Here is a 26,636-nt window from a genome sequence, read left to right on the forward strand (position 1 = left end):
AGTGTTCCATGGCAACCACGCAAAAAAGAGTCAAAATGCCAAAACAAAACAGAAAGCGGATGACCACGAGTTCGTATGTGATGATCATTGGTCTGTTGGCTTTTGCAGCGATGATCGGCATCTTGTTCCAACATGCGGTCATAACTGAAAAAAACACGGAGATCCGGGAGCTTCAGAAAACACTGGAGGATGCCGTACAGGTTAATGACAGCAAAGAAGGTCAGCTGGTCACCAACATGAACCTTCAATCGATTGAGGCCCAGGCCAGAGGTTATGGGATGACTGAGCCGGTTCAGGAGCAATACCGGCGGGAGCTGGTAACTGAAAAAGCAGACGAATCACTGATGACAGACTCACAAATTGTCAGAAGCTGGTTTGAAAATTTGTTTTAGTTAGGGTTTATTTAAGCTGAATCAGGTAAGCTTAGCTAAATAAAAATGTGGAGAAAAAATGTGAATATAAAAAAGAAGGCACAACGAGAGATTGGACCGGTCGGCAAGCAGAATCGCATTATGATTGCCATGGTTGTACTTTCATTGTGCTTAATTATTGTTATTGGGAAATTATTTTCCCTGCAAATTGTAAACTCAACCGGAAAATATGAACGGCAAGTTGATCAGCTTGTTGAAGAAGTGCCAATCAAGGCATCCCGGGGCGACATTTATGACCGAAACAAAAATGTGCTGGCCAAGGATTCTTCGGCTACGGCAGTTAACGTCATTCCATATGAGGTCGAAGACCCGGAACGTCTGGCCAAAACACTTAGTAGCAAATTGGGCTTGAAGATTGAAGAAATTCAGAAAAAGATCTCCGTTCTGGAGAATGATATTGTTGAGGTAAAAACTGGGATCAGCCAGGGTGCGGCGGTCATTGTGCTCAGTCATAACTTTGCCGGGGTGACGGTTGAAGATGGTACCTTGTATTTTGAACCGATTAATATAAAAGATCCCGAGGCAGTAGCATCGGCAATTGCTAAAGATCTGGATTATAATTATGAAACGCTCTATGACAAAGCTACCCGAAAAGAAAACCAGCCGGTGCTGATTTTAGGGAAGGTGGACAACGCCCTGGCACTGGAAATCAAAGAATCGGAAGCGATTAAGGATGAAGATGGCGAAATCGAGAGTTACAATGGCATTGAACTGCTGGATGATTACCGGCGGTATTATACCAACGGGAACTTCGCCTCCTATATTCTCGGTTTTACCGGTACCGATTATAGTGGACTCTATGGTGTCGAAGCAACTTATGAAGATGTCTTAAGTGGTGAAGACGGGGTTGTTTATTTTCAGAAAGATGCTGATGGCAACCAGATTCCATCCCAAACCAAAATATTAAAAGAACCGGTTCAGGGGGAAGATATTGTCTTAACCATCGACAGTAATATTCAGCTGATGGCTGAAAAGGCGGTGGAAGAAGCGGCAGCAACCTGGAAAACAAAGAGTGTAACGGCGATCGTGATGGAAACAAAAACCGGTGAAGTGGTGGCCATGGCCACCACTCCGGATTATAACCTTAACGATCCGTTTACCCTGGATGCCAATTTTGCAGCTACCCATGCAGCGGATTTGACGGGCAAAACCGAGCAGGAAAAACTGGCTGAGATGTATAAAAATCAGGCCGTCAGTTTTATCTACGAACCCGGTTCGACCTTTAAAGCCCTGACCGGGGCGGCTGCTCTGGAAGAAGGGGTAGTTACCCCAGATACGGTGGTTTATTGTGGGGGATCGATTCAAATTGGTGATGCTGTAATCAACTGCGCGACTGGGCCCCATGGCAGTGTTACCGTATCGGATGCCATTGCCCATTCCTGTAATCCCGGACTGGTACAGATTATTGAAAAATTGAACCCCGATGTTTTCTATCAGTATGTCTATAATTTTGGACTGGGTGAAACCACTGGTATTGAGTTGGATGGTGAGGAAGCCGGGATTGTCAATCGTTTGTCCACCGCAAATGGTGGTGTCAACGAAGTCGATTATGCGACCTTTTCATTTGGGCAGGGTTTGGCAGTAACGCCAATTCAAATCGTCAGTGCCTTGAACTGTGTTGTCAATAATGGCTATTATGTCAAACCGACCATTATTTCCAGTGAAACCAAGGGACAGGCAAGTGAGTCCCCGAAACAGATTATTTCAAAAGAAACATCGGCTGCCACCAGGGAAATCATGCGCAAGGTGGTGGGTTATGATGCCGATATGACTGCACTCTCAGAAGGTTACAGCATTGGCGGGAAAACCGGGACGGCTGAAAAGTTTATCGATGGTGAGTATTCCAGTTCCAAGTATGTTACTTCCTTTTATTGCTTTTCCCCGGTGGAAGATCCCAAGTATTCGGTGTACGTCGTATTGGATGAGCCGGCGGCAGGGGCCTATGGGAGTACCAGTGCGGCACCAACTGCCATCAGTCTGATCAAACAGGCGCTCAATTATAACTCGGCAGATACCACGATCAATGGCGCAGTAACGGAAGAAATTCAAAAAGGAACCATCACGGTGCCCGACCTGGTTGGACAGAACATTGATTTTGCCGCCAGTATTCTCAATGAAAAGGGAATAAAATATATCGTTGATCCAGCCACCAGCGGTTCCACAGTGGTCAGTCAAAGCTTACCCACCAATTCGGTTTACGATCCGAATAGTGAATTGATCCTGGCATTGGGAAATGATGACAGTACGGCAGCTGGAACGGTCATTGTTCCTGACTTAAAAGGGTTATCGATTCAAAGTGCCAATGAAATCCTCACGGGATTAGGACTTAAGCTTAAGATAACCGGGAATGGTTTTGCATCAAGTCAGACACCAGCTGCAACAACGGTTGTGGAAAAGGGCAGTGACGTCAGCGTAACATTTACCCCATAAAAGATGAAAAGAAAAGCGAGGGGGAAATCCTTGCTTTTCTTTATGTTTAAAGTTTGATATAATATCTAGGTCTTTTTGGGCAACGTGTTTTGTTGGTAAGGACGGCACAACGCCGATGAACGGACTCAAATACGAAAGAAAGTTCAGGTAGTATCCATGGAAAGTATCAGTATTGATGAAATACTTCAGATAACCCGGGGAGGATTGCTCCAGGGTAATCCCGCAATGTCGATTACAAATGTGGCCATCGACAGCCGTAAAATTAATAATAATGCATTATATATCCCCATTATCGGGGAAACCAATAACGGTCATGATTACATCAGTCAGGCCTTTTCAAATGGTTCGATGGTTTGTCTGACTCAAGAGCGAAACCGCTCCTTCCCAGCGAAAATGACGGTCATTTATGTGGACTCCACCCTGGCGGCGATGAAAGCATTGGCCAGCTTTAACCGGCATCGTTACAATCTGCCAGTGATTGCCATAACTGGCAGTAGTGGCAAGACAACCACCAAAGACCTGGTGGCCGCAGTGCTGTCGCAAAAGTTCAATACGTTAAAAACAGAAGGAAACTTCAATAATGAGTACGGTATTCCCCAGACCTTATTTAATTTGGGACCAAATCATCAAATCGCCGTGATCGAAATGGGCATGGATCATCTGGGAGATATAAAAAAATCAATCGAGTTGGTGGATCCATCAATCAGTGTGATCACCAATGTTGGTCTGAGCCATATTGAACGCTTGGGAACCCAGGATAATATTTTCCTGGCCAAAAAAGAAATTCTTCAAACCTTAACTGCTGATGGTGTAGCCTATGTAAATGGTGATGATGATTTTTTGAAGAAAATAAAAACAGAGAAGCGTCCTTACCAGGTTAGAACCTTTGGTATTGATGGGGAACATGCTGTTAAAGCCACCCACTATACATCAACTCAAGCGGGCCTGAAAATCCAGGTGGCCTGGGAAGAACGCAAAGAAGTCTATACATTTAACTACCCTGGCAAACATAATGTTTATAATTGCCTGGTAGCGATCGGTTTGGGGTATTTTTATGGAATGACTCAAGCAGAAATTCAAAGCGGGCTGGACGCTTTTGTTCCCAGCGGCAATCGGATGGATATTTTCACGATGGGCTCAATTAAGGTGATAAATGACTCATACAATGCCAATCCGGATGCCATGAAAGCCTCGCTGGATGTTTTAGCGGCGCTGGGGAGTGACTACCAGCGAAAGATTGCCGTTCTGGGGGACATGCTGGAAATGGGCGAACATGGACCGGCAGCCCATGTTGAAGTAGGAAACTATGCCAGGGATAAAGCAGAGCTTCTGATTGGTGTTGGCCAGCTGGGACAGGCGATTTGTCAGGGTTATGATCATGCCGGAAGCGTCTATCAGGTTGCCGATGCACTGGCGGCCGGGGCCTGTTTAAAAGAGCTTATTGAGCCGGGCGATATTATTCTGATCAAAGCATCCCGGGGTATGCGATTGGAACGGGTGATTGATTTTATCAAGGAAGGTGGAAAAGAATGGAAATGACAAGTTTGCAAACAGGGTTGATTAGTCTACTGATTTCCTTTTTGGTTGTCTATTTTGTGACACCCCGCTTTATCCCGATGCTTAAACGCCTGAAATTCGGGCAGGCGATCCGGGAAGAAGGCCCGCAAAGCCATCTGGAAAAATCGGGGACGCCAACCATGGGGGGCCTGGTGATTCAATTGGGCGTTCTGGTGGCGTTTATTGTTTTATCGGCGTTGATTGGAAGCTGGGATTTTTTTCCGATTCTGGTGATGCTCTATTTTGGTTGTGTCGGATTTATTGATGATTATATTAAGGTCGCAAAAAAACATAATCTGGGACTGCGGGCCTGGCAGAAAATGGCACTGCAATGTATTGGTGCGCTGGTCATTGCCCTCTATGCCTATTATTCACCAGCCATTGGTTCGGAACTGGTGATACCCTTGCTGAATCGGACTGTTGATTTTGGAATCTGGTATGTACCTTTTACTTTTTTTGCCGTGGTATCAATTGTCAATGCGGTTAATTTAACCGATGGTTTGGACGGATTGGCGTCAGGCGTTACCCTGATTGTTGCCATATTCTTTTTTGTGGGTTCACTGATTTTGCCCCAGGCCAATACCAGTATTTTTATTGGTGCCATCATTGGTGGCTGTTTGGGCTTTTTAAGACATAATTCCAATCCGGCGGACATTTTTATGGGAGACACCGGTTCCATGGCATTAGGCGGAGCGGTGGTGGTGATGGCCATTATCACCCAGTTGCAGATTTTTTTGCTGATTGCTGGAGCACTGTTTGTCATCGAGGCCTTATCGGTTGTCATTCAGGTGGGCTATTTTAAATCCACCGGGGGAAAGCGATTTTTTAAGATGGCTCCGATTCATCATCATTTTGAATTGTCAGGCTGGAGCGAAACCCGGGTTGTCACCGTTTTTTGGGTCGCCACCGCTATTTTTGTAACCATTGCATTTATTTGTTTAGGATAGGAGAACGCATTATGAGAAAAAGGACTCTGGTGATCGGAGCCGCACGGAGTGGGGTTGCTGTCACCGAATTATTGTTAAAACACAGTGAAGCAGTGGTGTTAACGGACACCCGGGCAGCAGGAATTGTTTTAAAAGAGTTTCCCCAGATTCTGGATTATGAAAAAAACCCCAATTTTGAATCGATTTTTGGAATGCAACCAGGCCTGGAGATTTTAAAGGTAATTGATGAAGTGGTGGTCAGTCCGGGAGTTCCTCTGATCATCCCAATTATTCAAGCGGCCTACGAACAGGGTATTCCTGTCACTGGAGAGGTTGAAGCGGCCTATCGATTGACAAGAACACCTTTTATTGCGGTAACTGGAACCAATGGAAAAACCACCACCACAACGCTGCTGGGCGAACTATTCAAAGCTTCCGGCCGGGGAACCTATGTGGTGGGAAATATCGGCGATCCGATTACCAACTATGTCGACAGCGCTACCGCCGATGAAGTCTTTGTGACCGAGATCAGCAGCTTTCAACTGGAGACCATTCATACCTTTAGGCCCCGGGCGGCAGCGATTCTCAATCTGACCCCTGATCATCTGGATCGTCACCTGACGATGGAGAACTATGTGAATGCCAAGGGACGAATCTTTGAAAATCAAACCAGTGAAGATCTGCTGGTACTCAATGGCGATGACCCCTTAGTCTGCCAATTGGGCGAAAAGGCAGTTTCTAAAAAAGCAGTGTTCAGTTATCAAAAAACGGTTGCTTATGGTGCCTGGTGTTTAAATGGCGAAATCTATATCAATGACGGCCAGGAAAAGATCTTTGTTTGTCGGGAAGATGAGCTGGGCATCATCGGGCCCCACAACACCATGAATGCTCTGGCAGCACTGACTCTGGCTTATTTTTCAGACGTTCAGTTGGATGTTATTGTCGAGGTGCTGAGAAGCTTTAAAGGCGTGGAACATCGGTTGGAAATGGTTGGCTGTTTTGCAGGGGTGACCTATATCAACGATTCTAAAGGGACCAACACCAATGCCACCATCACGGCGCTCAATGCGGTAAAAGAACCGATTATTCTGCTGGCCGGAGGCTATGATAAAAAAGAAGATTATTCTGAGCTGATGGAACTGGTAGCAAAACGAGTTAAACTGCTGATTGTCTTAGGCGTGACTGCCGATGACCTGATTAAAGCGGCTAAGGCCAAGGGCGTTTTAGCCATCACCAAGGTGGACAATTACGAGGAAGCGGTTGCCTGTGCCAAAGCACAAGCAGAGTCCGGCGATACCGTCTTGTTATCGCCTGCCTGTGCCAGCTGGGATATGTTTGACAATTATGAGATCCGCGGTCGGGTATTCAAGCGATTGGTGACCGAAAATCAATAAGAAACCGAGGAGTAAACCATGAAGAATGGAAAAATAGATCGCCCCTTTTTGATTGCTTTGATGATATTAGCGGGTATTGGGGTGATTATGGTATTCAGTGCCAGCATGTACTCATCCACAATCAGTGGTGAAAAAGGCTACGCCCTGTTCTTGAAACAACTGGTTTTTGTCATTTTGGGTGTGACTGTCATGGGGATTATGAGCAGGATCGATTACCGGATTTATAAAAAATACTATCTGGTGGGCATTGTGATTTCCGTTTTTCTATTGATTATTGTTTTAATCCCGGGAATCGGGCTGAAGGTAAATGATGCCAGGCGGTGGATCGATTTTAAAGTGACCACCTTCCAGCCATCAGAATTAGCCAAGGTTGCTGTAATACTTTATTTCAGCACCATTATTTCCCGAAAACCCGGTATTATTAAAGAAAACATGCCATTTTTATTAAATTGCATGCTGCCGCTGGGGCTGATCTGCGGGCTGACGGCCATTGAACCATCGCTAAGTGCAGCCATGGCCATTGCTCTGGCCGCCGGTGGGGTGCTTTATTTTGGCGGGATAAAATTTAAACTTTTCTACCCCTATCTGGGCTTTGGATTATTGGCGGTGGTCGGTTTAATGATCGCCGAACCCTGGCGGCTCGATCGTTTCAATGTTTTTTTGGGCAAAGGTGGGTATGATTACCAGATCTCCCAGTCGCTGTTAGCGATTGGGACGGGTGGAATTTTTGGCCGGGGCTTGGGTAATGGCAAACAGAAGTATCTGTTTTTACCGGAGTTACAGAATGATTTTATCTTTGCCAACATCGCCGAAGAATTCGGTTTTATTGGCTGTTTGCTGGTTTTGGGGCTGTATGCCTTTGTCATCTGGCGGGGCTTTCAGATTGCCCAAAAATCTCAGGACACCTTCGCCTATCTGTATACCAGCAGTGTTATGCTGCTACTGGCATTTCAGGTATTGGTTAATATTGGGGTGGCTTCAGCCATTATCCCGGTAACCGGGATGGCCCTGCCTTTTATCAGTGCCGGTGGGTCCTCGATGGTTATTCTATTCGGGATGATGGGGCCGATTCTGAATATTTCCAGAAATGTTGATCTTGGCAAGAAATTGGAGCTGACCAGAAAACCAGCGGCGAAAAAGAAAAAGATTGTGAGGTAGACGGTGAAAGTACTGATTGCAGCTGGCGGAACCGGGGGACATATTTATCCGGGACTGGCCATTGCTGAAAAGATAAAAACAGAAAATCCCGGCGCCGAGATTATTTTTATTGGATCACTGGTTGGGATGGAAAAAAATATAATTCCCCAGTATGGCTATCCGATTGAGTATATTCGGGTCAGGGGCTTTGAACGAAAAGCTTCCCTGGAAACTCTGGCAGCGATTAAAGGAATTTTTGACGGACTCAGCGATGCCAAAAAAATAATTGCCAAACATCAGCCCGACCTGGTGATTGGTACTGGCGGCTTTACCGCTGGACCCCTGCTTTTAATTGCCAGTCGTCGAAAGATCAAAACGATGATTCATGAACAGAATGCCTACCCCGGCAAAACAAATTTGATGCTGGGCAAACGGGTCGACCGAATTGCCATCAGTTTTAATGAGGCAAAACAATACTTTCCCGGAGAAGGCACCTTTCTGGCCGGAAACCCGGTGCGGGCAGAATATTATCAGATCAACCGCTGCGAATTGCGAAAGCACTTAAACCTTTCTGATGCTCAAAAAATGGTGCTGATTATGGGTGGGAGCCAGGGTGCTGGCTCCATCAATCAGAGTGCGCTATCGCTGATTGCATCATATCAGAATCGGGAGGATCGGGTCATTTATCATTTGACCGGGAAAGATCAGTACCAGTTGATCAAAAAAGAAGTTCAAAACCTGGGGCTTTTCCCATCCGGTCATATTTTCGTTGAAGCTTACAGTAATGAGGTGCATCGTCTTTTAGGGGCGGCGGATCTGGTGATCAGCCGTTCGGGTGCCATGTCAGTGGCGGAAATTCAAGCGGTGGGAGTACCTTCAATTCTGGTACCTTACCCAATGGCCGCCGGAAACCATCAGGAATTCAATGCCAGGGTGATTACGGATCCGGGCGGCGGGGTTCTGATTAAAGACAAAGATCTGACTGGAGCGCTACTGATTCAAACGGTTGAAACGCTGTTGGATGACGAAAAAAAACGTCAGACTATGGGTCAAATTACCAAAGCGCTCAGTATAAATAATGCCGGAGATCGGATTTATGATGAAATCAAGAAATTAATGGAGAATTAATGAAACGATCAAAGAAGAAGAAACCCAAAGAAAAAATCATCAATAAACCGCAAAACCACGAGCCGACAAAGCAGGAACTTCGGGAGCAACGGCGTCGGCAACGAAAGGCCAATAAGCGAAAACGGATCATGAAAGGGCTGACTACCATTCTGGTTATTTTAGGGGTAATTGGTGCGATCAGTTTTGGCGCTTATCAGGCTGTTAATCTGGGAATATTTAATGTTGCTGAAATAGAAGTGGTTGGAAATGAGATTGTTGATACTGAGACCGTTGTAAAAGCATCAGGCATCAACGTGGGCGAAAGTATTTTTTTGATCGATGTCAATCAGGCAAATTACAATATTAATGCCCTGATGAATCTGGATGAATTGGAAATTTCAAAGATCATGCCCAATAAGATTCTGATCCGCATGGTTGAGTCGGTACCGATTTGTGCAGTCAATTATGATAACAAGGTTTATTATCTCACTGAAGACAAAAAACTGATTGAAGACGGGGAGTATTTAAGAAAAACGGATATCCCATTAATTTTTGGCAGTGATGCGGTATCGATATCGGAGATCGGTAAGGAAGTGGTGGTTGAGCCCTACTGGCGCTTTGATACCGTTATGAATATTCTGAAAGATTTGAAAAGTGATGGTAACTTGGCAAAGATTTCCGAAGTGCGGATGACGGATGTGAACACTTACGAAATTGTCACTAAAAATGGAACCGTCATTATTCTTTGGGATTATAATAATTATCTCGATAATAAGGCTTACATTCAAACCAATCTGGATAAAAACACCAGTAACATGATTATTAATCTGGCCGCAGGGACAAAACCAGTCATTAAACCCCGCTAAAGATTCTGCTACATCCCGGCATTTCGGCAAGACATTATTGTGAACAATAAAATATTAACGTTATTTTACTTAATTTATTATTCAATAGTTGAAAAATTTGTCAATAAAGGTTAATATAAAGGGGTGAACATTTCTTTAAGCCCGAATGGGGGAAAGCGATGTTTTAAACGATTAAAAGCAACTGAAATTAGCTAAGTGTTTCAGAAAAAAAGATACAAGTAATATCAATTTAGTAGGGAAAGCTGTTTAGTAAGAGGAGGAATAAAAGTGTTTGAATTAGATGGGAATTACGATAATTTTGCAAAAATTCGGGTTATAGGTGTTGGTGGTGGCGGAAATAACGCCATTAATCGCATGATTGAAGCCGGAATGAAGGGCGTGGATTTTATTGCAATCAATACCGATAAGCAAGCCCTGGCTTTAGCTTTGTCTGAAAAGAAACTTCAAATCGGAGAAAAAATCACTCAGGGACTCGGTTCCGGAGGGAATCCAGAGATTGGACAGAAAGCTGCTGAAGAAAGCAAAGATGCCATTGCCGATATGATCAAAGACACCGATCTACTGTTTTTAACAGCTGGTATGGGCGGTGGAACAGGCTCTGGAGCAGCTCCGATTATTGCAAAAATCGCCAAAGATATGGGCATCTTAACCATTGGTGTGGTCACTAAGCCATTCTCTTTTGAAGGCCGGGTGCGGATGCGTAATGCTCAGATCGCCAGTGAGTTTTTACAGGAAAATGTTGATTCACTGGTAACAATTCCAAATGACCGTTTATTACGAATGGCCGATAAATCAACCTCGCTAAAAGATGCCTTTAAATTGGCTGATGATGTTTTGCTTCAGGGGGTTAAGAGTATTTCCGATCTGATCGCTATGCCAGGTCTGATCAGTCTTGACTTTGCCGATGTCAAAACAATTATGAAGGACACCGGACTCGCTCATATGGGCGTTGGTCGGGCAACCGGCGATAACCGTGCTGAAGAGGCTGCTAAACAGGCGATTCTCAGTCCCTTACTGGAAACTCAGATTGATGGCGCAACCGGTGTACTGCTTAATATCACTGCTGGTGAAGACCTGTCATTATTTGAAGTGGATAAGGCTGCCAGCATCGCCAGAGAAGCGTCAGATCCAGATGCCAACGTTATTTTTGGGGCCACCATTGATGAATCGCTTGGCGATGAAATCAAGATTACCGTTATCGCTACCGGTTTTTTATCCGGCGGTGAAAAAGAAAAGAAGGCCGTTATTAAAAAAGTTGTCAAGAGCGCCAATGATTCCGTTGGTGAATTTTCAATTCCAGATTTTCTGACTCAAGAATAATCCCGATGAAATGTCCGTATTGTGCGTTTGATGACAGTAAGGTGGTCGATTCCCGTCCATCTGAAGAAGGAACAATGATTCGCCGTCGTCGGGAATGCAACCGCTGTAATAAACGGTTTACCACCTACGAACGGGTGGAGAACATTCCTCTGATTGTTGTTAAAAAAGGCGGTCAGCGAACGGCCTTTGATAAAAACAAAATATTTAATGGTATGATTAAGGCCTGTGAAAAACGACCGGTGCCCATTGATGCCATTAAAACAGTGGTTGATGATCTGGAACGAAGTCTGTACCAGAGCGAAATGAAAGAAGTGCCCTCTTCGTTGATTGGGGAACAGGTGATGGTTGCCTTAAAGAGTATGGATCAGGTCGCCTACGTCCGTTTTGCCTCAGTATATCGACAATTTAAGGATGTTGCTTCGTTTATGGATGAACTGGAGCGATTGATTTCTGAAAAACAGACCGAGGGTGGACATGAAACAGTTTGAAAAAACCATAAAGAGCGACGCTATTTATGATGGCCGGATTGTTAAGCTACGGATTGATGAAGTTGAACTCCCCGATGGCAGCTTGTCAAAGCGGGAGATTGTTGAGCATCAGGGGGCAGTAGCCGTTTTGGCGATTAAAGATGGCCAGATGCTTTTTGTTAAACAGTATCGGATTGCCAGTCAGCAACTACTAACCGAACTACCGGCCGGTCTTCTGGAAAACGGAGAAGATCCGGAAGCAGCAGCGATTCGCGAATGTCGGGAGGAAATTGGCTATCGGCCACTTAATCTTTTTAGACTGGGTGAGTTTATTCCGACGCCTGGTTATTGTACGGAGAAAATTACCCTATTTTGTGCGACGGAGTTTGTTTGGGATCCTCTGGAACAAGATCCCGATGAGTATATTCGAGTTGTTAAAATCCCCGTACGGACGGTGCGGACTCTGTTTATTAACGGACAGTTCATTGACGGAAAAACCGTGGCAGCACTGGGTTATTATTTTACCATTGCCGCCAGAAGAATGATAGCAAAGTAATAATGTTCAATGAGGATAGATGGTTTATTTCGATGCAGAGCATTAGAATAAATCATCTATTTTGTATTATGCATCATTGCTTTGGCTTATCTAATGAACAACTAAGAGTAGGAGCAGCAAAAAAGTAAAATTGGTTTGATCAAGCGGCAGCTTCAATGGAAATGCGGTTTGAATAAATCAAAGATGCAATGTCAAATTACGAGGTAAGGATAATGTTTAATTTTACACCAGACTATTTTTATAATCTAATATTGAGCCTTCCGGGAATACTGATTGCCATCAGTTTTCATGAAATGGCTCACGGCTATGCCGCTGATTCAATGGGGGATCCAACCCCTAAAAATGCCGGGCGATTAACCTTAAACCCGCTGAAACACATCGATCCCCTGGGATTCATCTCAATGCTGCTGTTTCGCTTTGGTTGGGCCAAACCGGTACCAGTCAATCCCGGAAATTTCAAAGATCGCAAGAAAGCCATGATTGTGGTATCGCTGTCTGGGGTGCTCACCAATCTGATTCTGGCATTTTTAGGAATGGCTGCCTATCTGGCAGTGGTTCCGCTTAACAATGAAGTATTGATGCTGGTGCTGCAGTATATTTATATTTACAATATTATGTTTGCGGTCTTTAATATTATTCCGATTCCACCGCTGGACGGATCCCAGATTCTGGTTTTATTTTTACCGCCAAAAGCATTGATGACTTACTATAAATATCAGCGCTACGGCATGATTGCAATTTTTGTTCTGGCATTTACCGGGTTATTGGGACTCATTATCAATCCTGTTATTAATGGGATATCGAGCCTGTTTTTTGCGATATTACTGCCAATTTTTAATCTGATCTGGTCCTGATGATGGCATATGCAGTTAGTTTGGAGACGTTTGAAGGGCCCCTGGATCTGTTAATCAATCTGATCCAGAAAAACAAGATCGATATTTGTGACATTTCCATCGCTGACATCACCAATCAGTATTTATTGCAGATTCGAAGCTGGCAGGACATGGATATGGATGTGGCTAGTGAGTTCATTGTCATGGCGGCCAGACTGCTGGAGATCAAGGCCAAGGCATTACTGCCAAAAACCGAGACCGAGCAGGAAGACGCCGAAGATCTTCAGGCCAGATTGGTTCGTCAACTGGTGGAATATAAGGTCTTTAAAGAGATCAGTCGTTATTTTGCGTCCCGGGAGCAAGAGGAGCTTTGTGCCATTTATCGCGATCCGGAGTACATTCCACAAAATACGGAAGCGGCGCCGCTGGTTATTGATCCCTACGCCCTGGAACAGTGCTTTAAACGACTCTTGTTTCAGAAGGAAGAGGAGAATGAGGCGATTGCGCCGCCGCAGAAGATCATCCGGGAATTATTCAGTATTGAAGAAAAAATTGCCGAAATAACGGAGATTCTGCTTCAGGCTGGCGATGCCGGAGTCAGCTTTTCAGAGCTGCTTCATCCGGACATTTCTCGGGAGGAAGTGGTGGTAACCCTGCTGTCGTTGCTGGAGATGGTTAAGACCAGTGGGCTTAGACTGCTTCAAAATCGGGTGTTTATAGATTTTCAAATACATAGGGAGGTGGAGGATAATGAACAGTGATGAACTGGCTGGCGTCATCGAAGGGATTCTGTTCGGCGCTGGCGATGGGGTATCGATGTCGGAACTGTGCCGATGTCTCGATAAATCGGTAGCGGAAGTTCAATTTGCGATGGAGATTCTAAAACAGGATTATCAATCAAAAGCCAGAGGCATTCGTCTGGTTCAAACAAAGGATACCTACCAGCTTTCCACAAAACCGGAATACTATGCGTACATCAAAGAAATTACCCGCCAACAGGAAAAAACCGGTTTATCCCGGGCTGCTCTGGAAACTCTGGCGATTATTGCCTACCGTCAGCCGGTTACCCGGCTGGCCGTTGATGAACTCAGGGGAGTCAGCTCCAGCAGTGCGATTCAGCGTTTGCTGGATCGGGGACTGATCTGTGATGGCGGCCGCCTGGAAGCCCCGGGTCGACCGATTCTTTATAAAACGACCAACGCCTTTTTAAAAACCATGGGCTTAAGCAGTTTAAAAGAATTGCCGGAATTTGAGGTTTTTTCCCAGGGTAAACAGGAAAGCTTTGATCTGGCACTACTCAAGACCAAAACGCAAGATTCAGCAGATTCCAGTGAAGCGTTGCTGGCTGGGATGCTGGAAAAAACCATGGGTGATGCCCGGATTTTGGAGGCAGCCCAGTGAGAATTCAAAAATACATGGCGCAATGCGGGGTGGCATCCCGGAGAAAGTCTGAAGAATTGATCCAGAAGGGCCTGGTTCAGGTCAATGGGATTACGATTCATGAGCCGGGTTTCCCGGTTGAGCCGGAACAAGATGACATTATCGTTGCCGGAAAAAGACTCAATACCTCGGAAAAAATCTATCTTATGGTCAATAAACCCAAAGGGGTCTTATCAACTTCAGAGGATACTCATGGTCGTCAGCGGGTGCTGGATCTGGTGCCGATAAAAGAACGGCTTTACACTGTCGGACGCCTGGACATGGATACCGAAGGTCTGCTGCTGCTGACGAATGACGGCGATCTGACCTTCCGGCTGACTCACCCTAGTCATGAGTTTATAAAGATCTACATTGGCCTGGTCAAGGGCTGTCCTGACAACAGCTGTCTGGAAGCCTTCCGTCACGGCATCGATATTGAGGATTACCACACTGCCCCGGCTGCCATCAAGGTACTCAAAGTAAACCGACAAACCAGTCTGTTGGAAATGCGGATTCACGAAGGAAAAAAACGACAGATCCGCAAAATGTGCGCAGCGATCGGTCACCCGGTCATTGACTTAAAGCGGGTAGCCGTTGGTGAGCTGACCTTGGGAAAGCTAAAGCCTGGGGAATGGCGGTATTTAAATCATGACGAAATTACTTATTTAAAAGGAGAAAAGCAATGATAAAAATAGGATTTCCAAGAGCCTTTAGTCAAATTCAGGCGTTGTTTCCAGAAAAAGAAAAAGAACGGGATCTGTATATCGTGGCAGAGGACACAGCCAAGTCTGAAGTTTTGGGAGCCGTGCGCTTTTTTTATGGTGAAGAACAGGTTGATATTTACGAGATGATTATGACCTATCAGGGGGATCAGGCGATGGCGGTATTTGATGGCATTATTCGAACCCTGCTTTATAAAATGGCTGAAGAAGGCTGTACAACCCTATCGGTACAGGGGGCCACTGGCGAATTTGCCACATACTTTAAAGATCATGAATTAACAGAAGAAGGGGAAATGCTGATCCATCGGGATTTTGTCGGTGAGTTTTTCAAACCCTGTGCCGGTTGCAGTGATAAATAAGCCATTGCGGGTCACTGATCTGGCTTGGGAATTTTTGCGACCGGTACTGAAACCGGGAGACACTGTAGTTGATGCCACCGCTGGAACCGGTCAGGATACGCTGTTCCTGAGGCAATGTGTGGGTGAAAGCGGCCGGGTTTTTGCTTTTGATATTCAGGCGGTTGCGTTGCAACAGACTAAATGTTTGCTGGATAATAGCAAATCTGCAGATAACGTAACGCTGATATGTGATAGTCACGAATTTATAAGAATACGACTAGCTGATGCCGGGGTAGGCGAGCAGGCTGTTAAAGCAGTCATGTTTAATCTTGGCTATTTCCCCGGCGGTGATCCAGCTATTATTACAGAAGGTGAAACAACGATCAAAGCACTTAATAGCGCATTGCGACTATTATCGACTGGAGGAATGATGACCATCTGTCTTTATCCGGGGCATCCCGGGGGATCAGAAGAAGCGCAGGCAGTGATTGGCTGGTGCGAAATGCTGGAAACCCCTTTTGTGGCCCATCATTTTCAAACATTAAATCGAAAATCCCCCCCGACATTAGTCATCATCCAGAGAACGAGGTAGAAATGAAAGATGTTTCAAGTGTAAAAGAAAGCCGGGATATTTTTTCAGCAATTAAGAAGCGCTATCCAAAGCTCAGTAAATCCCATAAATTAATCGCTGATTTTATGCTCAGCCATTATGAAAATGCGGCTGAAATGTCGGCGGTGTCAGTGGCAAAAAGTGTCGGCGTCAGTGAAGCAACGGTGGTGCGTTTTTCGGTAACCTTGGGATATGAAGGTTATCCGGAGTTTCGTCGAGCGATAAAAAATGAAATCAACAGCAAGCTGACAACCATCGAGCGAATTGACATGACCCTGCGAAATGAGCAAAAAGAAAAAGCCTTGCAGGAAACCGTGCAAAATGTTTTAAAGTCAGATCTATCAAATATCAATGCCACTTTTGAGGAGTTTGATTATGAAATTTTCAAGTCCTGCATTGATCTGATTCTTGATGCCCGAAAAGTGATTATCATCGGTTTTCGGACGACGACCCTGCTAACTGAGCATCTTGGTTATTATCTTAATCTGATTCTTGATAATGTGCGGGTGGTCAATTATGGAGTGTCCGATATCTATGAGCATTTGATCCGGGTTAATGAAGAAGATGTGGTTATTGCCATCAGTTTTCCCCGCTATGCCCAAAAAACTTACGAGGCGGTTGAATTTTTAAAAAACAAAGGGGTAAAAATCATTACGATTTCAGATAATGAGAATGCACCGATCAATGTATTTACCCAACATCGGCTGATTGCTAAAAGCAATGTTTACTCCTTTGTTGACTCACTGGTGGCACCGCTATCGCTCATCAATGCCCTGGTGATTTCGGTGGGGCTTCGAAATATTGGCAAAACCAGAGAAACCTTTAATGAACTTGAAGAAATTTGGCGAGAGCATTATATTTACACCGGCGATGAATTGGAAAAATAGTTCGGGAAAGGAAAAATAATCAATGAGTAGGATAGCAGTAATTGGCGGAGGCCCCGGCGGCATGATGGCGGCGGTGGCAGCGGCGGAAAAAGGGCATCAGGTTGATTTGTATGATAGCAACGAAAAACTGGGAAAAAAACTCTATATCACCGGAAAAGGTCGCTGTAATCTGACGAATGCTGTTGGCATCGGCGACTATTTTGATAGCATTGTTCACAATCACAACTTTATGTATAGTGCCTTATATTCATATACCAATGTGGATTTCATGACCTTTCTTGAGAAAAATGGGGTACCCTTAAAAATTGAGCGGGGAGATCGGGTTTTTCCGGTTTCGGATAAATCCAGTGATGTCATCAGCGGCTTTAAGACGGCATTAAAAAACAACCGTTGCCAGATTTATTTAAATACCAGAATAATTGATCTGTTAATTGTCAATAATACCGTCAATGGAATTGTGTTGGAAAACGGCGAAACCCGGAGTTATGACGCAGTAATTCTGGCAACCGGTGGCAAGAGTTACCCATCCACCGGTTCGGACGGTAATTTTTTTAAGAATCTAGAAAAAAGCGGGCATCAGATCACACCGTTGTCCCCAGGATTGGTGCCAATTAATAGCAAAGAAGATTGGCCCCGAGATCTACAGGGGCTGGCACTGAAAAATGTGGTATTAACCCTATATAAAAAAACACCAAAGGGACAAAAAAAGGTCAAGTCAATGCTGGGTGAGATGCTGTTCACCCATTTTGGAATCTCAGGTCCGCTGGTTTTATCACTAAGTTCTTATATGGTAGGGAATACCAAAGATTATAGTCTGGAATTGGATTTAAAACCGGCTTTAAGTATTGATCAAATGGATGCCCGGATTCAACGGGATTTTCTTAAATATCAGAACAAGGATTTTGGAAATGCGCTGGGGGATTTGTTGCCATCGAAAATGATTCCCGTGATGGTAGCCCTGTCGGGGATTGATCCGGCGGTTAAGGTTAACCAGATCACCAGAGAACAGCGACAAAAGCTGGTGGCGTGCTTTAAACAGTTAAGAATCGGCATTGCCGGTTTGCGGGATTTTAATGAAGCCATTATTACCGTTGGCGGTGTGAATGTTAAAGAGGTGGATCCGGGAACGATGGAATCAAAAAAGATTAAAAATCTTTATATCGCTGGAGAGATGCTCGATGTCGATGCTCTGACCGGTGGTTATAATATTCAAATTGCTGTTTCCACTGGATGGCTGGCTGGAAACGCAGTTAAATAGTTTTTTGTAAAGAATTGGAAGAGGGAGAGTAAGATGCAAATTGCCATTGACGGACCTGCTGGCGCAGGAAAAAGTACGATCGCAAAAAAAATAGCCGCCGCCTATAACATGACTTATCTGGACACGGGTGCCATGTATCGGTGTATTGCCCATTGCGTTTTAAATCAGATCGGTGATCGTTTTGATAACGAGGATGATATTATAAAAATTGCCCAGTCGACTGTGATCCGCTTTGAGGGGAATCAGGTATTTTGTAATGAAAAAGATGTTACCCAGGAAATTAGGACGCCCCTGGTTTCCCGGCATACTTCCGATGTGGCCAGGATCAAAGCGGTTCGGGATCTGATGGTTGCTCAACAACGGGAATATGCCAAAGATCATGAGGTGGTCATGGATGGTAGAGACATTGGTTCAGTGGTTTTACCGGATGCGCAAGTGAAGTTTTTTCTGGATGCCGATGTTCTGGAACGGGCAAAACGCAGAAAAATTGAATTGGATGAAAAAGGCAACGGTAAAGCGCTGGCAGAAATCAAAAACGACATCGAGAAGCGCGACACGAATGATCGCAATCGCTCAGAAGGTCCATTGGTGAAGGTTGCCGATGCCATTGTCGTTGACACCACCGGGAAAAGCATCGAAGAAGTATACCAGGAAATGAAAACCTATATTGATGAGGTTTGCCGATGATTTATAAAATTGGCCGATTTTTAACTTATCTGCTTAGTTTGATTCTTTTTCGAATCACCATTACCGGCAAGGAGAACATTCCAAAGAGCGGTGGTGCACTGATCTGCCCCAATCACATCAGTAATATTGATCCGGTCGTCATTTCCTTTACAACCCCCCGGGAAATCCACTATATGGCCAAGGCGGAGCTGTTTAAAAATCCCTTGTTGAGCTGGTTTTTCAAAAAGGTCAATGCCTTTCCGGTTAATCGCGAAAAGGTCGGGGTGGAAACCATTAAGACATCCTTAAAAATTCTCAAGGAAGACAAGGTTCTGGGGATTTTTCCGGAAGGGCATCGGGTTAACCCGGAAGATCGAACCCCACCGGCCAGTGGTTTTGTCGTCTTTGCGATCAAGACAAAATCGCCGATTGTTCCGGTGCGGATCAAAGGACACTACCGGTTTAGAAGTAAAATCGAAATTATTATTGGCAAGCCCGTTTATCTGGAAGAATACTATGGAAAAAAACTGACAGATGAAGAAACCCGGCAGCTCAGTGAGAAAATTATGGATACAGTTTATGGATTGGAATTGACTTGAGGTTAATATGGAAATAATTATAGCCGACAAGGCGGGTTATTGTTTTGGAATCGAAAACGCCATGAAAATGGTTCAGGATACACTTGAGTCCGGTCCGGAAAAAATATATACATTGGGACCCATCAGCCATAACCGTCAGGAAACCAACCGTTTGGCTGATCAGGGCGTAACAATTATTGCAGACGAGGATATTGTAAACATTGATAGCGGCTGTATCATTCTGCGCTCACATGGGGTTGGCAAGAATATTATTGAAGCGATCAGGGAAAAAGGACTTCCTATCATCAATGCCACTTGTCCTTTTGTTCGGGCGGTTCAAAAAAAAGTTGAAAGCCATGATGCGGCCGGATATCAGATCGTTATTGTGGGAAACAAGGATCATCCGGAGGTAATTGGAGCTAACGGCTGGTGTAGGGAAAAAGCTTTAATAATTAATGATATAAATCAGTTGGAAAATATTGAAAGATATGATAGAATATGTATCGTGGCTCAGACCACCATCATCGAATCCAGATTCAATGAAATTTGTGATGCGATCCGGTCAAGAGTCAAAGAAGTTGTTATATTTAATACTATTTGCAGTGCCACCGCTGAAAGACAAGCAGCGGCAGCAAAAACTGCAAAAGAAGTAGAATATATGATCGTAATCGGTGGATACCACAGTTCGAACACCCAAAAATTGGTGGATATCTGTAAATCCCATTGCGAAAAAACTTGTCACATAGAAACCATCCGGGATTTAGATCTCTCTGAGGTAATGAAATACCAAAAAATTGGTATTACGGCAGGAGCGTCAACACCGGATTGGATCGTTAAGGAGGTATTGGAAGGTATGGAAGAGCAAAACAAAATTGCTGAGGAAAACGTGGTCGTAGAAGTGGCGACTGAAGAACAGCCACCTGTTGTAGTTGAGGAAGTGGTGGAAACCATTGAAAAAGACGAGTATGATGATGCTAATTTCGATTTCGCTGCTGAAATTGAAGAATCATTAAAAACAATTCGTCGGGGTGCTGAAATCGAAGGTGAAGTTATCCACATTGCCGAAGATGAAGTAATCTTAAACATTGGCTACAAAGCAGATGGTATCATCAAAAAGAATGATTTCACATGGAGAAGCGATGAGGTATTATCTGAACTTGTACAATTAGGAGACAAGGTTTGGTGTATCGTAACGGATTTAAATGAGGGTTCAGGAAATGTAAAACTTTCAAAAATCAAATATGATAACCGTCTCGTACAGAAACAGTTAAGTGACGCCTTTGATAATAAAACGATCTTAGAAGGAACAATCAAAGATATTTCTGGAAATGGTTTAATTGTTGATATCGGATTTACCGATATTTATATGCCAGCGTCACAATATCATGTTCGTTACGTTAAAGATTTGAACACCCTGATCGGCGAAAAAGTTAAAGGGATCATCATTGATTACAATCCTAAACGACGTCGTGCGATTCTTTCTCAAAAAATTATTCTGGAAAAAGATATGAAAGAACGTCGGGAACAAGTCAAAGAAATGAAAGACAAGCGTTTTGACGAATTAAACGTGGATGATGTCGTCAAGGGTGTGGTTAAAACCATTACGAACTTCGGAATCTTTGTCGATCTTGACGGTATCGATGGGTTTGTTCATCGCTCCGATCTGACTTGGGAAAAAATTAATGAGCCGAAAGATATTGTTGAAAAAGGCCAGGAAATTGAAGCCAAGGTAATCGCTAAAAATGATGAAGACAAAAAAATCAAATTAAGCGTTAAAGCATTAATGGATCGTCCCTGGGATGATTTCATTGCTAAATATAATGTTGATGATGAAGTAGAAGTTACCATCACGAACATTTTAGATTTTGGTGCCTTTGCTGAAGTGATTCCAGGTGTTGAAGGTTTAATTCACGTTTCTGAAATCAGCTACAACCGGGTTGAATCGGTTGCTTCAGTTTTAAATACTGGTGATGTCTTAAAAGTAAAAATCATCGGCATTAATCCTGAAAAAGAAAAAATCAGCTTAAGTAAAAAAGCAACTGAAGAAGCGCCTGCACGTCCGGCTCCTACACCACGAAGCAGTAACAGCAGCAATGCCAGTTCAGGTGATCGCGAAAGATCCAGCAACTATGGTGGCGGTGATAGAAATCGTAGACCGCAACAAAACCATAGCAGCAACAATCGGAATAAAACAGTTTATGAAGAAACCGCTAATGTAACTCTTGGGGATTCATTCGGTAACTTATTCGATGGTCTTTTCGGAGATAGCGAAGACGAAAAATAAGAATGCATTAATTAAAAGATCCATGCTCTGGTTTTCCGGAGCTTGGGTCTTTTTTTTGAAACTTTTTTTATTTACCTCTTGAAAAATTTAAAATTCGTGCTATAATGACATTAAATCCCGGTGGAATACTCGGAAATAATCCAGGGAGGTGTTGCAATTGAGACTTTCAACAAAAGGACGATATGGTGTGCTTGCCATGGTGGAATTGGCGCTTCAATTTGGAGATGGTCCGGTTTCAATTAAGGAAATCGCCGAAAAGCAAAATTTTTCGGATTCTTACATGGAACAGCTTTTTTCAACCTTAAAAAACGCCGGTCTGGTCAAAAGCATTAGAGGTGCCCGGGGTGGCTATGTGTTAGCTCGGGAGCCTGGTGATATTACTGTTGGTGAAATTATCAGAGCACTTGAAGGTCCGATCGAATTAGCAGAATGTATTGATGGCGGTGGGAAGCTTACCTGTGTCAAATCACCGGAGTGCGTGACCAGAGGGCTTTGGAAAGATATTAGCGACAGTATCAGTAATGTCATTGACAATCGCACATTACAGGACTTATTAAGTAAATAATCAAGAAAGAGGTAATTGTTATGAAACGAATATATTTAGATCATGCCGCAACAACGCCAGTTGATCCAGCCGTTGTTGAAACCATGTTGCCATTTTTTACCGAATATTTCGGAAATCCTTCTTCCGTTTACACCGAAGGCCGGGGCGTTAAAAAAAGCATTGAGGCAGCCCGGCTCCAGATTGCTAAAGCCATCAACGCCGATCCCCGGGAAATTTATTTTACCGGAAGTGGATCAGAAGCCGATAACTGGGCCATTAAAGGCATTGCCATGAAAAATCAGGCTAAGGGAAAACACATTATCACTTCTACCATCGAGCATCATGCGGTGCTTCACACCTGTGAATATCTGGAAAAGCAGGGCTTTGAAGTAACCTATCTGCCGGTTGACGAATATGGCTTGATCTCGTTGGATGATTTACGAAATGCCATCCGCAAAGACACGATTCTGGTGACAATCATGTTTGCCAACAATGAGATCGGAACCATTGAACCGATCAAAGAAATTGGCGAGATTGTCAAGGAAAAAGGAATTATTTTTCACACCGATGCGGTTCAGGCCCTGGGGAATATCCCGGTTGATGTAAAGGATTTAAACGTTGATTTATTGTCGGTATCGGCGCATAAAATATACGGCCCGAAAGGGATCGGTGCTTTATTTATTCGAAAAGGGGTACCCATTGATAATTTAATCCATGGTGGCGCTCAGGAGCGAAAAAAACGGGCTGGGACAGAAAATACCGCCGAAATAGTGGCTTTTGGTAAGGCCGCCGAAATGGCCACGGAACAGCTTGAAGAAAATGCTGCTCATATGAAGAAATTACGAGATTTGCTGATTAAAGGGGTCATGGATAATATCCCGCAGGTTCGTTTAAACGGTCATCCGGAAAAACGGTTGCCCGGAAATGTGAATTTCTGTTTTGATTATATTGAGGGGGAATCGATTCTACTCAGTTTGGATATCATCGGCGTGGCTGGATCCAGTGGGTCGGCCTGTACATCAGGGTCGCTGGATCCATCCCATGTGTTGCTGGCGATTGGCTTACCGGCGGGAGTTGCCCACGGATCACTGCGACTTACGATTGGCAAACACACAACAGCAGAAGATATTAACTATGTAGTTGACAATCTGATCCAGATTATTGAGCGATTGCGAAAAATGTCCCCAATCAATGCCGATTGTCCGATTGATGATGCGGTTTTTGATAAAGCCGACCACCATCATCATTAAAAATAAACTAAAATATATAAACAAGGAGAAAATAAAATGGAATATACAGATGTAGTAATGGAGAATTTTACCTGTCCCAAACACGTGGGTGAGATTGAAGGAGCAAACGGTATTGGTCAGGTTGGCAGCCCTGCTTGTGGTGATATTATGAAAATCTTCCTGAAGATTAACGATGACGGTATCATCGAGGATGCGTCCTTTAAAACCTTTGGCTGCGGGGCTGCAGTAGCCAGTAGTAGCATGGCTACCGATATGATTATCGGTAAGAGTATTGAAGAAGCGGGAAAATTTAAAAACTCGGATGTCGTTGATGCCTTAGGCGGATTGCCTGCTGAAAAAATTCACTGTTCAGTGCTGGCAGCGGAAGCGATTCAGGCTGCGATTGAAGACTATCACAATAAAAAAGCACAACAATAGTCATATAGACGGCAAAGACGCAGTTTCTGTTACTGGAGACTGCGTCTTTCTTTTGAAAATATGGAGGACTTCGCATGAGGAATAATAAACTATTTCAGGTTTCAACGCTGACGGCTTTTAAAAACAAAGGGTATGATGGAATAATCTCGATAAAAAAGATGTTAACCTTTGGCGACACCGGATTTGGCACGTTTGATAAACTCAATGGCGAAATGATTGTTGTCGATGGCGTGGTATATCGTGCGTTAGGAGATTGCTCCATTGAAGTGGCGGGTTTGGCAGACACAACACCTTTTGCAACCCTGGGTGCTTTGGGGAAATGTGAGGGTCAGATATTGGCAATAAACGGCGATATGATTTGTGCGGGTGAAAAGCTTAATCACGCTATTGCCCATCCTGAAAACCCGATATTGGCCAGAATTTCAGGGGAATTTGAGAGTATTGAGATTCATGGAGTGTGGCCCCAGAAAAAGCCCTATGAAGCGCTGGATAGAATTGTCAGTGACCAATCGGTGGTGGTTTTAAAAAACATTAGCGGTTGCCTGGTAGGGATTTTTTGCCCGGCCTCGGCGCAGGGTATAAACGTGGTGGGGTGGCACTTTCATTTTATCTCTGATGATAAAAAAATCGGCGGCCATGTCAATCATTTCAGCGCCAGGCATCTCAATGTAGTCTTTAATGTAAAAGACGAATTGGCGATTATTAAATAGAAGTTGCATTAGAGCGTCCTTTTGTTTATAAAAAAAGAAAAATCGACATTGCCATAAAAAAAATAATAGGGTAAGATAAACAATAATAGGGTAAAATAAACACAATGACAAAAAAAGAAAGGAACACAAAATGAAAGCGAACATTTTACTCAATGTGGTGGTTATTTCTCAAAATAATGGCCGACGTCATGGACTGGTCAAGAGTCTGGTGGTGGTGGATCACGTTGTGAAATATCTGGTGATCAATCCCGGCGGTATTCTCTCCAAGGCTCAGTTTTTCAAACCTGAAAATATTGTCGACGTTAATTACAAACGGATGGTGATCGGAAACGAAAAAGACATTATTAAAGTCAACGGCAAAAAAGTGAAAGCGTATCTGGAAGAGGCTTTTCCACTGATGGATTATCAGGTCGTGGATATAAACGGAGAGGCTTTTGGGCACGTGGTTAATGCGACCATTGAAGATGATACATTTGCTATTACTGAATATGAAATTTCCCGAAGTTTTTTTGATGACATCGATCATGGCTTTGCGATCATTCCGGCCGCTGATCTGGTCTATAAGGATCAGGTCTTATATTACGAAAAAGAGATGTTTGATATCGGGTTTAAAAATCAGGGGACAGGCATCGCCAATAAATTGCTGGGGGTTAAATAATGGAAGATTCATCAAACAAAAAGAGATTGTTATTTCTTAACCTTATTGTCGTCGTTTTAATTGCGGCGCTGTGCTTTTTTATCTGGCCAACGCTGGCCGGAATGTTCGCACCCTTCTTTTTTGCGATTGTGTTGGCTTATCTGCTTAATCCACTGGTCAGGATTCTTGAAAATAAAGGGTTAAGCCGGGGCAGTTCGGTATTGATCGTGTTTTTTGCGGTTCTGGCACTGGTGATTGGCGCTTTCATGAGTTTTATTCCCAGTCTGATTACCAATATAGCCAGTATGATCAAGAGCATTCCAAGCTTTGTAACGCAGATGCAGACCTACATAACCAATCTATCGGACTATATTTCAAATTTTACTGGATATGATATTACTCAGTTTTTCAATCTGGAGCAAGTGTTGGGAAATGTCCTGCAGGGATTTGCAACAGCACTTCAGGGGATTTCGAATGCGCTGATTCAGAACAGTGGGCAGCTGATGAACATTATCATTGTTCCACTGGTGACCATTTTTCTGATGATCGATAAAGAATTCTTTATTAAGGGGATTATGTATCTGGTTCCACTACAGTATCGTAATAGTATGCTAAAAATGTGTTGTGATATTGATCTGGTCATTGGCGGTTTTATCAAGGGACAGGGTTTGACTTCGCTGATCGCTGGGATTGCCACCGGGATTGGCGCTTTTTTTCTGGGACTCCCCTATGCCAGTATTATCGGCGTAATCGCCGGGGTTACCACGATGGTGCCTTATTTTGGACCAGCGGTGGGTACCATTGTGATTATGCTGCTGGTACTATTCACCAATCCAATGATGATGATTCCAATGTTGATTGTGATTGGCGTGGTTCAGGTAGTGTGCGGCAATTTTTTGGCACCAGCCCTGATGTCCGGCAATGTGGGGCTTCATCCGGTCTTTATTATTTTCTCAATCTTCTTTTTCGGCGCCATGTTTGGCGGTGTCGGGATGATTATGGCAGTGCCGATAATGGGTACGATTAAGGTAATTGGTGGTTATATTATTTCCTTATTTGCCTCAAAAGACGTCACGGATCTAAAAAAGGATTGACATTTAAATATGGAATTAATATAATCATCCTTACAGGTTAATATTAAAATGCATTGAGAACGAAGGCTCTAAATACAACCATTTCAGAGAGAGAGACGCGGCTGAAAGTCTTTTATCGTTGGTTTAGAGTTGCCCCGTTCGAGCAACTGAGAAGAAAGTTGAAATAAAAGTTCTACTAGTATTTTCAGTCGGGAAACC

At 43.9% G+C, this 26,636-nt stretch carries 28 protein-coding genes and 1 other annotated feature (1 of these 29 running past the window's edge); all 28 genes read left to right on the forward strand.

Features of this window, described 5'->3' with window-relative positions; translation table 11 throughout:
* Nucleotides 1-8: 8 nt before the first annotated feature.
* The 28 genes from BI182_RS01445 (at nucleotide 9) to BI182_RS01580 (ending at nucleotide 26,438) form a co-directional block, all read left to right on the forward strand.
* Nucleotides 9-392, forward strand: coding sequence for a hypothetical protein (locus tag BI182_RS01445; RefSeq protein ID WP_286805015.1), 384 nt, complete (start codon nucleotides 9-11; stop codon nucleotides 390-392).
* A 60-nt stretch (nucleotides 393-452) separates the two neighbouring features.
* Nucleotides 453-2,861 carry a PASTA domain-containing penicillin-binding protein gene (locus tag BI182_RS01450; protein WP_148636597.1) on the forward strand — a complete coding sequence of 803 codons (2,409 nt, stop codon included), beginning with the start codon at nucleotides 453-455 and terminating at the stop codon, nucleotides 2,859-2,861.
* Nucleotides 2,862-3,017: 156 nt separating this feature from the next.
* A complete protein-coding gene (locus tag BI182_RS01455; protein WP_070371087.1) occupies nucleotides 3,018-4,400 on the forward strand; it encodes a UDP-N-acetylmuramoyl-tripeptide--D-alanyl-D-alanine ligase in 1,383 nt (460 codons plus the stop codon).
* Nucleotides 4,391-5,365: a phospho-N-acetylmuramoyl-pentapeptide-transferase gene (gene mraY, locus BI182_RS01460; RefSeq protein ID WP_070371086.1), complete on the forward strand. Its 975-nt coding sequence runs from the start codon at nucleotides 4,391-4,393 to the stop codon at nucleotides 5,363-5,365. The genes BI182_RS01455 and mraY overlap by 10 nt, the downstream gene beginning before the upstream one ends.
* An 11-nt stretch (nucleotides 5,366-5,376) precedes the next feature.
* Nucleotides 5,377-6,738 (forward strand): UDP-N-acetylmuramoyl-L-alanine--D-glutamate ligase, encoded by a 1,362-nt coding sequence (gene murD, locus BI182_RS01465; RefSeq protein ID WP_286805020.1) that lies wholly within the window; start codon nucleotides 5,377-5,379, stop codon nucleotides 6,736-6,738.
* Nucleotides 6,739-6,756: 18 nt separating this feature from the next.
* The gene (gene ftsW, locus BI182_RS01470; protein ID WP_250933543.1) at nucleotides 6,757-7,896 is read left to right on the forward strand and encodes a putative lipid II flippase FtsW; all 1,140 of its coding nucleotides are present in this window, start codon (nucleotides 6,757-6,759) and stop codon (nucleotides 7,894-7,896) included.
* A 3-nt stretch (nucleotides 7,897-7,899) separates the two neighbouring features.
* Nucleotides 7,900-9,003 carry an undecaprenyldiphospho-muramoylpentapeptide beta-N-acetylglucosaminyltransferase gene (murG, locus tag BI182_RS01475; RefSeq protein ID WP_070371083.1) on the forward strand — a complete coding sequence of 368 codons (1,104 nt, stop codon included), beginning with the start codon at nucleotides 7,900-7,902 and terminating at the stop codon, nucleotides 9,001-9,003.
* Nucleotides 9,003-9,848 carry a cell division protein FtsQ/DivIB gene (locus BI182_RS01480; protein ID WP_070371082.1) on the forward strand — a complete coding sequence of 282 codons (846 nt, stop codon included), beginning with the start codon at nucleotides 9,003-9,005 and terminating at the stop codon, nucleotides 9,846-9,848. Before murG ends, BI182_RS01480 begins: the two co-directional genes overlap by 1 nt.
* A 267-nt stretch (nucleotides 9,849-10,115) precedes the next feature.
* Nucleotides 10,116-11,168 carry a cell division protein FtsZ gene (ftsZ, locus tag BI182_RS01485; protein WP_035356806.1) on the forward strand — a complete coding sequence of 351 codons (1,053 nt, stop codon included), beginning with the start codon at nucleotides 10,116-10,118 and terminating at the stop codon, nucleotides 11,166-11,168.
* Between the two features lie 5 nt (nucleotides 11,169-11,173).
* A complete protein-coding gene (nrdR, locus tag BI182_RS01490) occupies nucleotides 11,174-11,656 on the forward strand; it encodes a transcriptional regulator NrdR (protein WP_070371081.1) in 483 nt (160 codons plus the stop codon).
* The gene (locus BI182_RS01495) at nucleotides 11,643-12,191 is read left to right on the forward strand and encodes an NUDIX hydrolase (protein ID WP_228881078.1); all 549 of its coding nucleotides are present in this window, start codon (nucleotides 11,643-11,645) and stop codon (nucleotides 12,189-12,191) included. Before nrdR ends, BI182_RS01495 begins: the two co-directional genes overlap by 14 nt.
* A 212-nt stretch (nucleotides 12,192-12,403) precedes the next feature.
* Nucleotides 12,404-13,045 (forward strand): site-2 protease family protein, encoded by a 642-nt coding sequence (locus tag BI182_RS01500; protein ID WP_286805029.1) that lies wholly within the window; start codon nucleotides 12,404-12,406, stop codon nucleotides 13,043-13,045.
* Entirely contained in the window at nucleotides 13,045-13,785 is a 741-nt protein-coding gene (locus BI182_RS01505; RefSeq protein WP_286805031.1) for a segregation and condensation protein A, read from the forward strand. The genes BI182_RS01500 and BI182_RS01505 overlap by 1 nt, the downstream gene beginning before the upstream one ends.
* Nucleotides 13,775-14,425, forward strand: a complete 651-nt coding sequence (gene scpB, locus BI182_RS01510; protein ID WP_286805033.1) for an SMC-Scp complex subunit ScpB — start codon at nucleotides 13,775-13,777, stop codon at nucleotides 14,423-14,425. Before BI182_RS01505 ends, scpB begins: the two co-directional genes overlap by 11 nt.
* A 14-nt stretch (nucleotides 14,426-14,439) precedes the next feature.
* Nucleotides 14,440-15,129: a pseudouridine synthase gene (locus BI182_RS01515; protein ID WP_286805129.1), complete on the forward strand. Its 690-nt coding sequence runs from the start codon at nucleotides 14,440-14,442 to the stop codon at nucleotides 15,127-15,129.
* Nucleotides 15,126-15,524 (forward strand): hypothetical protein, encoded by a 399-nt coding sequence (locus BI182_RS01520; protein ID WP_250933534.1) that lies wholly within the window; start codon nucleotides 15,126-15,128, stop codon nucleotides 15,522-15,524. The genes BI182_RS01515 and BI182_RS01520 overlap by 4 nt, the downstream gene beginning before the upstream one ends.
* The gene (mnmM, locus tag BI182_RS01525; RefSeq protein WP_286805036.1) at nucleotides 15,484-16,095 is read left to right on the forward strand and encodes a tRNA 5-(aminomethyl)-2-thiouridylate-methyltransferase MnmM; all 612 of its coding nucleotides are present in this window, start codon (nucleotides 15,484-15,486) and stop codon (nucleotides 16,093-16,095) included. The genes BI182_RS01520 and mnmM overlap by 41 nt, the downstream gene beginning before the upstream one ends.
* 2 nt (nucleotides 16,096-16,097) lie before the next feature.
* Entirely contained in the window at nucleotides 16,098-17,000 is a 903-nt protein-coding gene (locus BI182_RS01530; protein WP_070371075.1) for a MurR/RpiR family transcriptional regulator, read from the forward strand.
* A 22-nt stretch (nucleotides 17,001-17,022) separates the two neighbouring features.
* A complete protein-coding gene (locus tag BI182_RS01535; RefSeq protein ID WP_286805039.1) occupies nucleotides 17,023-18,258 on the forward strand; it encodes a BaiN/RdsA family NAD(P)/FAD-dependent oxidoreductase in 1,236 nt (411 codons plus the stop codon).
* Nucleotides 18,259-18,291: 33 nt separating this feature from the next.
* Nucleotides 18,292-18,945, forward strand: coding sequence for a (d)CMP kinase (cmk, locus tag BI182_RS01540; RefSeq protein WP_070371073.1), 654 nt, complete (start codon nucleotides 18,292-18,294; stop codon nucleotides 18,943-18,945).
* Nucleotides 18,942-19,523 (forward strand): lysophospholipid acyltransferase family protein, encoded by a 582-nt coding sequence (locus tag BI182_RS01545; protein ID WP_148636603.1) that lies wholly within the window; start codon nucleotides 18,942-18,944, stop codon nucleotides 19,521-19,523. The genes cmk and BI182_RS01545 overlap by 4 nt, the downstream gene beginning before the upstream one ends.
* Nucleotides 19,524-19,584: 61 nt before the next feature.
* Nucleotides 19,585-21,786 carry a bifunctional 4-hydroxy-3-methylbut-2-enyl diphosphate reductase/30S ribosomal protein S1 gene (locus BI182_RS01550; protein ID WP_242871600.1) on the forward strand — a complete coding sequence of 734 codons (2,202 nt, stop codon included), beginning with the start codon at nucleotides 19,585-19,587 and terminating at the stop codon, nucleotides 21,784-21,786.
* 157 nt (nucleotides 21,787-21,943) lie between these two features.
* The gene (locus tag BI182_RS01555; protein WP_084633598.1) at nucleotides 21,944-22,351 is read left to right on the forward strand and encodes an RrF2 family transcriptional regulator; all 408 of its coding nucleotides are present in this window, start codon (nucleotides 21,944-21,946) and stop codon (nucleotides 22,349-22,351) included.
* A 20-nt stretch (nucleotides 22,352-22,371) separates the two neighbouring features.
* Nucleotides 22,372-23,580 (forward strand): cysteine desulfurase NifS, encoded by a 1,209-nt coding sequence (gene nifS / locus BI182_RS01560; RefSeq protein ID WP_070371070.1) that lies wholly within the window; start codon nucleotides 22,372-22,374, stop codon nucleotides 23,578-23,580.
* 36 nt (nucleotides 23,581-23,616) lie between these two features.
* On the forward strand, nucleotides 23,617-23,997 hold the full coding sequence (locus tag BI182_RS01565) for an iron-sulfur cluster assembly scaffold protein (RefSeq protein ID WP_070371069.1): 381 nt from the start codon (nucleotides 23,617-23,619) through the stop codon (nucleotides 23,995-23,997).
* 74 nt (nucleotides 23,998-24,071) lie between these two features.
* Nucleotides 24,072-24,707 carry an acetolactate decarboxylase gene (locus BI182_RS01570; RefSeq protein WP_286805047.1) on the forward strand — a complete coding sequence of 212 codons (636 nt, stop codon included), beginning with the start codon at nucleotides 24,072-24,074 and terminating at the stop codon, nucleotides 24,705-24,707.
* Between the two features lie 130 nt (nucleotides 24,708-24,837).
* Nucleotides 24,838-25,365, forward strand: coding sequence for a PRC-barrel domain-containing protein (locus tag BI182_RS01575; protein ID WP_070371067.1), 528 nt, complete (start codon nucleotides 24,838-24,840; stop codon nucleotides 25,363-25,365).
* The gene (locus BI182_RS01580) at nucleotides 25,365-26,438 is read left to right on the forward strand and encodes an AI-2E family transporter (RefSeq protein WP_070371066.1); all 1,074 of its coding nucleotides are present in this window, start codon (nucleotides 25,365-25,367) and stop codon (nucleotides 26,436-26,438) included. Before BI182_RS01575 ends, BI182_RS01580 begins: the two co-directional genes overlap by 1 nt.
* 44 nt (nucleotides 26,439-26,482) lie before the next feature.
* Nucleotides 26,483-26,636: a binding site (T-box leader), on the forward strand; it runs 72 nt beyond the window's last position.

Origin of the sequence: Acetobacterium sp. MES1 (genome assembly GCF_002237635.1) — a bacterium.
GTDB classification, from domain to species: Bacteria; Bacillota; Clostridia; order Eubacteriales; family Eubacteriaceae; genus Acetobacterium; species Acetobacterium wieringae.